Raw genomic sequence first — 6,888 nt, 5'->3', positions numbered from 1 at the left:
ACTTTCCTTTCGGGCATTATTCACTACAACCGTATAAACCTTACCTCCACGTTTAAGGATACCGAAAACCACCACTTTACCTGCTGCTCCCCTACCGCGCTTTCCTTTACGCTTACCGCCGAAATAGCTCTCATCCAATTCTATAGTGCCCTCAAAAACCTGATCTGCTTCCAAAGCCAAATGATGGCTGATAACAAGACGGATTTTACGGTAGAAGAGAATAGCCGTATTGGGCTGAATACCCAAGATATCGGCAGCAGAACGTGCGGTTACTTCCAATACAAAATATTCAAGCAGTTTTCTTTGCAGACTCTTCTTTAACTTACAGTGGGTTATCTTCATTTTGGCAGCCTATCATGACTGCTAATCTACGTCAGCCCCAAGATAAAAGGCAAGACTGTTTTTATTCATGGAGCATTGCCAACTGAACGTGTTTCTTTTTTTATAGAAAAAGACAGAAAGCATTTCAGTGAAGCGAGAGTTATAAAGGTGTTGCAACCGTCGGTTGAGCGTGTTTTTCCAAAGTGTTGTTATTTCGATACATGTGGAGGCTGTGTATTGCAACACGCAACACTTAAAGCCCAAATTGCATATAAGCAAAGAATATTGGAAGAACAATTGGAAAAAATAGGAGGAGTCAAGCCTGATGAATTTTTGCCGCCTATTTACGGGTTGGAGTGGGGCTATCGGAATAGAGTGCGTTTTAGCGTTTCTGAAAATGAACAAGGAGTATTCAGTTTAGGGTTTAAGGAAAAACACAGTCATTCAGTTGTTGATATTAAAGGTTGCGATATTTTACCGGCTTTAGTATCAGATATTCTCCCCGAATTAAAATCTGTATTGCAAAAATTAGTTAAGATAAATGGGAAGGTTAATTATGTAGAATGTTTTTTTGGGGAACGCGTGACAGTTTTGAATGTCTGTATGCAAAACATACTGAACAAGTCAGCGCAAGAGTTGTTGAAAAGGTTTTCAGACGGCCTCAATCAAGCAGGTAGCCGTTTGTGGCAAATATGGGTTAAACATAATAAAGACCAAGCTTATCCTGTTGATACAGATTCACAGTTATCACTTGATTATACTCTGCCTGAATATGATTTTGTCATGCCTTATCTTCTGCCGGGAGATTTTACTCAGGTTAATATGCAGATGAATGCGTTAATGGTCAATAGGGCTTTGTCTTTGATTCAGGCTGAAAAAGAAGAGCGGATTGCCGATTTGTTTTGTGGTTTAGGTAATTTTACGATCCCAATGGCCAAAAGCGGAGCGCGAATCATAGGTATAGAAGGAGCAGACTATCTTGTTCAGCGGGCTTCTAAAAATGCCATTTTAAACCAATGTGGTAATATCGAATTCAAGCAGGCTGACTTGTTTAAAACAGATAGGAAAACAATTGCAGATTGGGGGAGATTTGACAAAATGTTACTTGATCCTCCGAGAAATGGTGCTTATGCCGTAGTGAAATCGTTGCATGCACCTTATTTGCCTAAAAGAATAGTATACGTATCCTGTAATCCTGCAACACTGGCAAGAGATGCTAGTGTATTGGTTGATAAAGGTTATTGTTTTAAATCAGCGGGGGTAATGAATATGTTTGCACAAACAGCACATGTTGAAGCGATAGCATTATTCGAGTTGTATTAATGCAATTGGCAATGATGATAAACTGAGGTTGTTGGTGTAATAAACAGTTAAATCATGTTATCATTAACCCCTCAAGGGGGCAGTATGGCTTAAATAACGTTTTAAACTTGAATTTATTGAATTCGGATAAACTGTAGTAAGCTGTCGAGATATTTAGACGCATCGGGAGATATCCTTGGATTATTCACATTTTATTATATTGCTGCTGTCTGCATTGCTTATCTTATTGTTTGTACGCTATAAACAGAGCTCTGGTAAAAATAGCCAGAAGCAAAAAAATATGCGTGCCGGCAACCAAAGACGACGTGTTGACACATCGGAGCAGTCGCCACAGCATGGTGGTGATTGGATGGATCAGGTTAGTCAATCTGTGTCGGAAAGCGATAATCAGGATTGGGGATGGGATGGAGGAGCCGCTTCTGAAGCGGCAACTGCGGCAGTTTCCGCTCAAGAAGTAGATCCTTTAACTGAATATCAGGTTTATAAGCAGTTTGGCTATGAGGCGAAGGCAGCCGCATCGCTGGCGAGTTATTTAAATAATCTCAGCGACGGAGCGCCTGAGAAGCTGGTGCACGAGCTTATCGGCCTGAGTTTGCGTACTAATGATATTGATCTTCTAGCCGATACTTTAGATAAACACGGCAATACTCTTTCGGAAGAAAATATAGCGGAGTATGTTAAGGCTGGTTTGATGGCTAATTCTACTCATCTCCCTCTCAGGGTGATGGCGGAAAGTCGTTTGGGCTGGGGCATGCAAGAAGTTGCACGAATTATTGGCGAGAAAACTGGGCTGGAAGACATTCAATCTGATTCAGGGGTACCTTCGCTGACAATCAATGCTGTTAATGGCCACAACCATAGCAATGTTAGTTTACCTTCACGTAACCCCTTGGTTATGGGTAACAAGGATTTGGACAAAGTTAGCAGTGAAGAAATGGGCGCGGTAATTGGTTTTGTAAAGCCTGAGAAGAGTGCAAGAATTTTGAAAGGCAAGGTGGACTATCAAACAGCATTACGTCAATACAATAAAGCTATTCAGAAATCTTCGAAACCAGCTAGTTTGATTATTGATGCCCTCAAACTTGACTACCAGCACGAAGAAGTAAATCAATTTGCTAAGCATCTTTGGAAACTATATTACTCATTGGGCCAGTATGGACGTCAAGTAAAAGAAAGGATGTTGGGTTGGGGATACAGCTTAGGTTATCATGAGCTATTTGATGATTTGGAAAAAGGGCCTTCTGAACAAAAAGTTCGTGAAATTGGTTTGGAGCGTGGTTATCTAGAGCCGACTTCCCTTCAATTAAAATCCAAATATCGTGACTTGGTACAAAAAAATTCTTCAATGATTAGTGAGAATTCTTCTCCTGCAGAAGAAGCCATTAAAGAAGTTGAATCTTTACTTATGTATGGTCAGCTCGATCAAGCTATAGGTACTTTGGAACAGGCTGTTCTGCAATATCCTCAAGAATCACAATTATATGTAATGTTGTTTGATCTTTATGAACGTGCGGAAGATTGGCCTAGATTAGAGCAATTCTTGCGTTTGCTTAGAGAAAAAGTGGCAAGCTTGCCGGAAGAGGTTGTCTTGGCTATGAGCCAACTTTTACGTCGTGTAAATCAACATTCTAAATAACAATATTTTTTAAGAGCACTCTAATAATGGATAATTTGTTACCTAAAGTAAAAACAGTGCGGATTATGCTTAAGGACATGGGGGAGCAGCAAGAAGCTGTATTCCGCATGGCATTTAAAATGCACAATACTACTAATTATGAAATCGTGCTGCCGGACTCAGGGGAAAAGCCGGATTTGATTTTAGTAGATACTGATTCAGAGCAAGGATTTGCAAGCTGGCAAAGGTTAAAAGATGAATACGGCAAAATACCTGTTGTGATGTTTTCTGTCAAAGAGCCGACAGTTTCCACGCCTTATTTAGCTAAGCCAATTAAATTTGATACTTTATTTCCTATCTTAAGAAGCCTCTCTCAAGGCGGCAATATTTTCGAGGTGACTGATAAAACTACGGATAAAGGCAATAGTTCTGAAGCCAATGGCTCACGAAAAGCAACCATCCGTCGTTTTAACCCTCAAAGAGGTTTGCTTGGTGCTTTAAAATTTGCCAGCCAGGGGCATCAAGATATCGCAGTGTTGTATAACGGCAAACCAGTTCTTATTGTTTTTCCTAGCATACAGCGTGTATTACTTACGGTAAGCGCTACCGAGCTGGAGAAGTTGAGCAAAGATGATAATTTATCAGTAGTTTGCAAAGCAGTCCCAGATAATCCGCAATGGAAAGAAAAAGCCAAAGTTACGATAATGTCTTGTTTATGGCAGATGACTATTTGGACTGCTCAAGGCCGTCTGATTTATCCAATGACACCGCAAACAATTTTTACTTTAAAGCGCTGGCCAAATTTAACTCGTCTGGCATCTGTTCCGGAGTCAATGCGTCTTTCAGCATTTTTGACAAAAACATCGGTTAATTTAAACATACTATATAAAGTAATGCCTTTAGAAATGCCTGATATTCTCAATTATCTGGCTGCGACTCATGTGACTGGTTTTTTGGCAGTTGATGCGGAATTTTCAGGTGACGGCAAACAAACTAATATTGTTGGAGATAAGGTTAATGTGAGTGGTGATGTGCCAGATAATCAAATGGCTAGGGATGCAGAAAAAGCGGTAAGTCCTTCGGCTGAGCAACCAAGAAGCCTGTTGCAAAGATTAATGCGTAAGTTGATCGGTAAGAAATAATATTAGGAGTGATAGTAATATGAAAGAAAATAAAATTATTTTTACCGGTCCAGTAGGTGTAGGCAAAACAACAGCCATTTCTGCATTATCTGATGAGCCGCCTGTTCAAACTGATGCTGATGCATCTGATATGACTTTAGTGAGAAAAGGTTATACTACAGTGGCCATGGATTATGGTGTTATTCGTTTAGATGAAGAAACTAAAGTTCACTTATATGGTACTCCTGGTCAGGAGCGCTTTAATTTTATGTGGGAAATTTTGAGTCAAGGTAGCATGGGTTTAATTCTATTGTTAGACAATACAAGAACAAACCCTTTAAAAGACTTACAATTTTTCCTAGATGCTTTTCGAGAGTTACTCAAAACAGCTCCTTTAGTTGTGGGGGTTACTAAAATGGATATCCGTTCATTGCCTGGGGTGGACGTATATCAGAAATATTTGGCTCAAAATAATTTTAATGTACCGGTATTTGAAATTGATGCACGTCGGGAGGACGACGTTAAACAGTTGGTAAGTGCGATGCTCTTTTCGATTGATCCGGGATTAGAGGTATAAAATGGAATCTACACTTTCTTTACAATCAAATTTGTACCCTAAAATTACTCCGGCTGGTGCATATTATGCAGTTTCCGGAGATACTGCTAGCGCAAGTCGCACATTACTTTATGGCCTTTTACGTGCTGATCCAAATGAAACTATCAGTAGTGATAAATTAATGAAATGGGCAGATACCAATGACTTTGAAAGTGCTTTAAATCTACTTTACAGATTGCAGCGCCTTGAGTTTTTGTATGGTGACGAGAGTGTAGGTAATGAAGACTTAAATCTGTCGGATGAGCAGTTACCTGAATTACTGGCTAAATTGTCCAATTCAGGTAAAGCGTTATTGGCTGATGAGAATGGATTGTATTTTGCAAATGCTGGATTTCACCACGAAGCAGCTGAAGAGGTAGGTATTCTTGCAGGTGAGATTGCTGAAGTAGTTGATAGACATCAGCTGCTTATCAAAAATAATTTACATATTCACCATAGTGCTTGGGGTATTTGCGATCCTTCAGGACAAAGTGAGTTGACTTTTTTCCCGCTTTATATTGGTATGAGTAAACTGATTTTGGTAATTGGTGGGGTTCCTGATTTGAATAAAGAAGAGTTCGTTATTCTAGTTAAAGTTTTGCATAATCGTTACGGTAAATATTAAAAACCGAAAGATTAGAAATTATTACTCAGGCTTTAAGTCTATTGATATGATATTGACGGGATAAAAATATGCGTGAACAATTATTAATTTCAGTATTAAGTGATTTGAATAATACATCCACAGATATTACGGCATCGGCTGTAATTTCAACTGATGGTTTACCTATTGCAACTTTATTACCTAATAATTTGAATGCTGATCGAGTAGGTGCAATGTCTGCTACTTTGCTTGCATTAGGTAATCGTGCAGTTCATGAGTTGGCTTGTGGAGAGCTGGATCAAGTCATGGTTAAAGGATCTCATGGATATGTTTTATTGAGTCAGGCTGGTAATAGTGCAGTTCTTGCATTGATGGCACGAGAGAGCGGTAAGCTGGGGTTGATTTTATTGGATGCTAAGCGAGCGGCAAAACATATTGCGGATATTTTATAACTCTTAACAAAATAGTTGTTTAAGCAATAAGATTAAAAATGTTTTATATTGTTGACAAATTTTTAATTTGTTAATATAATGTGAAGCTATTCCCCGATAGCTCAGTCGGTAGAGCGACGGACTGTTAATCCGCAGGTCCCTGGTTCGAGCCCAGGTCGGGGAGCCAAATAAGTCAAAAGATAGGCCGCAAGTAATTGCGGCCTGTTTTGTTTTTAGACGGTTTGATAGACGGTCTCAAATTTTACAAAACTTTTAAAGCACCTTTGTTACAAAATCAAAACATATGCCTACCGCCTTATCAGTTTAATGCTCTTTTCTCATTCGAACCTAAGAATTAAGAAATTCACTCCATAAGAAACCCATTGCACGAGCAATTTGCATATGACAAAAGGCCGTCTGAAATTTCAGACAGCCTTAGACCTTTGCAAAACCCTCAGATATGGATGCCGTTCAAGGCTTAGCAGCACAGCGAGTGCAGATATATCATAATAAGGCTAAGCAAGCGGGCAGCACATAACGCAGAAATGCGCCGCAAATGGAGATGTTGCAAAGGTCTCAGGCCGAGACCTTTGCAAAACCCTCAAAAATCCTCTAAATTCCCACTCACATCAAACTCCGGGAATTTAGAGGATTTTGTTCATGAGCAGCTTTTTACACACCGACGCCCTCAACCACATCGAAAAACATCTCGACCGCTTCCCCCTCATCAAACTCGACCGTATTCTTGACCGGACACCCATCGAACAATACCTCGCCGGCCGCAAAACCCGCTACGTGCGCGACAACGGCGGCCGTCCCGCCTATCCTTTGCTCTCCATGTTCAAAGCCGTCCTGCTCGGCCAATGGCACAGCCTCTC

Annotated in this window: 7 protein-coding genes, 1 tRNA gene and 2 pseudogenes; 8 read left to right on the top strand and 2 right to left on the bottom strand. The window is 40.1% G+C overall.

Features of this window, described 5'->3' with window-relative positions; translation table 11 throughout:
• On the bottom strand, nucleotides 1–342 hold a 342-nt coding region (locus AKG43_RS11360; RefSeq protein ID WP_197273120.1), incomplete at its 3' end, for a transposase.
• An 18-nt stretch (nucleotides 343–360) separates the two neighbouring features.
• Here AKG43_RS11360 and rlmD point away from each other — a divergent pair.
• From rlmD to AKG43_RS11325, 7 genes are all read left to right on the top strand, one after another.
• Nucleotides 361–1,644 carry a 23S rRNA (uracil(1939)-C(5))-methyltransferase RlmD gene (rlmD, locus tag AKG43_RS11355; protein WP_082403086.1) on the top strand — a complete coding sequence of 428 codons (1,284 nt, stop codon included), beginning with the start codon at nucleotides 361–363 and terminating at the stop codon, nucleotides 1,642–1,644.
• Nucleotides 1,645–1,924: 280 nt separating this feature from the next.
• Complete coding sequence (locus AKG43_RS11350) at nucleotides 1,925–3,280, top strand: 23S rRNA methyltransferase (protein ID WP_369799580.1); 1,356 nt, start codon at nucleotides 1,925–1,927, stop codon at nucleotides 3,278–3,280.
• Between the two features lie 26 nt (nucleotides 3,281–3,306).
• The gene (locus AKG43_RS11345; RefSeq protein ID WP_054617399.1) at nucleotides 3,307–4,401 is read left to right on the top strand and encodes a hypothetical protein; all 1,095 of its coding nucleotides are present in this window, start codon (nucleotides 3,307–3,309) and stop codon (nucleotides 4,399–4,401) included.
• Nucleotides 4,402–4,420: 19 nt separating this feature from the next.
• On the top strand, nucleotides 4,421–4,957 hold the full coding sequence (locus AKG43_RS11340; RefSeq protein ID WP_054617398.1) for an ATP/GTP-binding protein: 537 nt from the start codon (nucleotides 4,421–4,423) through the stop codon (nucleotides 4,955–4,957).
• Nucleotide 4,958: 1 nt separating this feature from the next.
• Nucleotides 4,959–5,600, top strand: coding sequence for a hypothetical protein (locus AKG43_RS11335; protein ID WP_054617397.1), 642 nt, complete (start codon nucleotides 4,959–4,961; stop codon nucleotides 5,598–5,600).
• Nucleotides 5,601–5,668: 68 nt separating this feature from the next.
• Entirely contained in the window at nucleotides 5,669–6,031 is a 363-nt protein-coding gene (locus AKG43_RS11330; protein WP_054617396.1) for a roadblock/LC7 domain-containing protein, read from the top strand.
• A 90-nt stretch (nucleotides 6,032–6,121) separates the two neighbouring features.
• A tRNA-Asn gene (locus tag AKG43_RS11325) sits at nucleotides 6,122–6,197 on the top strand.
• A gap of 238 nt (nucleotides 6,198–6,435) precedes the next feature.
• Here the strand turns inward: AKG43_RS11325 and AKG43_RS13450 are convergent.
• Nucleotides 6,436–6,581: pseudogene (locus AKG43_RS13450) on the bottom strand (lipoprotein signal peptidase).
• An 89-nt stretch (nucleotides 6,582–6,670) separates the two neighbouring features.
• Between AKG43_RS13450 and AKG43_RS12880 the strand changes: the two are divergent.
• A pseudogene (locus AKG43_RS12880) lies at nucleotides 6,671–6,888 on the top strand (IS5/IS1182 family transposase); the annotation flags it as partial.

Origin of the sequence: Neisseria sp. 74A18 (genome assembly GCF_001308005.1) — a bacterium.
Classification (GTDB): Bacteria; Pseudomonadota; Gammaproteobacteria; order Burkholderiales; family Neisseriaceae; genus Neisseria; species Neisseria dumasiana.
The sequence above is the reverse complement of the archived record's forward strand: the minus strand, read 5'-3'. Positions and strand labels throughout refer to the sequence as shown.

Excerpts from the sequence above, each read along its gene's own strand:
- AKG43_RS11350 (WP_369799580.1), top strand. The coding sequence starts at position 1,925 with ATGCGTGCCGGCAACCAAAGACGACGTGTTGACACATCGGAGCAGTCG.
- AKG43_RS11335 (WP_054617397.1), top strand. The coding sequence starts at position 4,959 with ATGGAATCTACACTTTCTTTACAATCAAATTTGTACCCTAAAATTACT.
- AKG43_RS11340 (WP_054617398.1), top strand. The coding sequence starts at position 4,421 with ATGAAAGAAAATAAAATTATTTTTACCGGTCCAGTAGGTGTAGGCAAA.
- AKG43_RS11345 (WP_054617399.1), top strand. The coding sequence starts at position 3,307 with ATGGATAATTTGTTACCTAAAGTAAAAACAGTGCGGATTATGCTTAAG.
- AKG43_RS11330 (WP_054617396.1), top strand. The coding sequence starts at position 5,669 with ATGCGTGAACAATTATTAATTTCAGTATTAAGTGATTTGAATAATACA.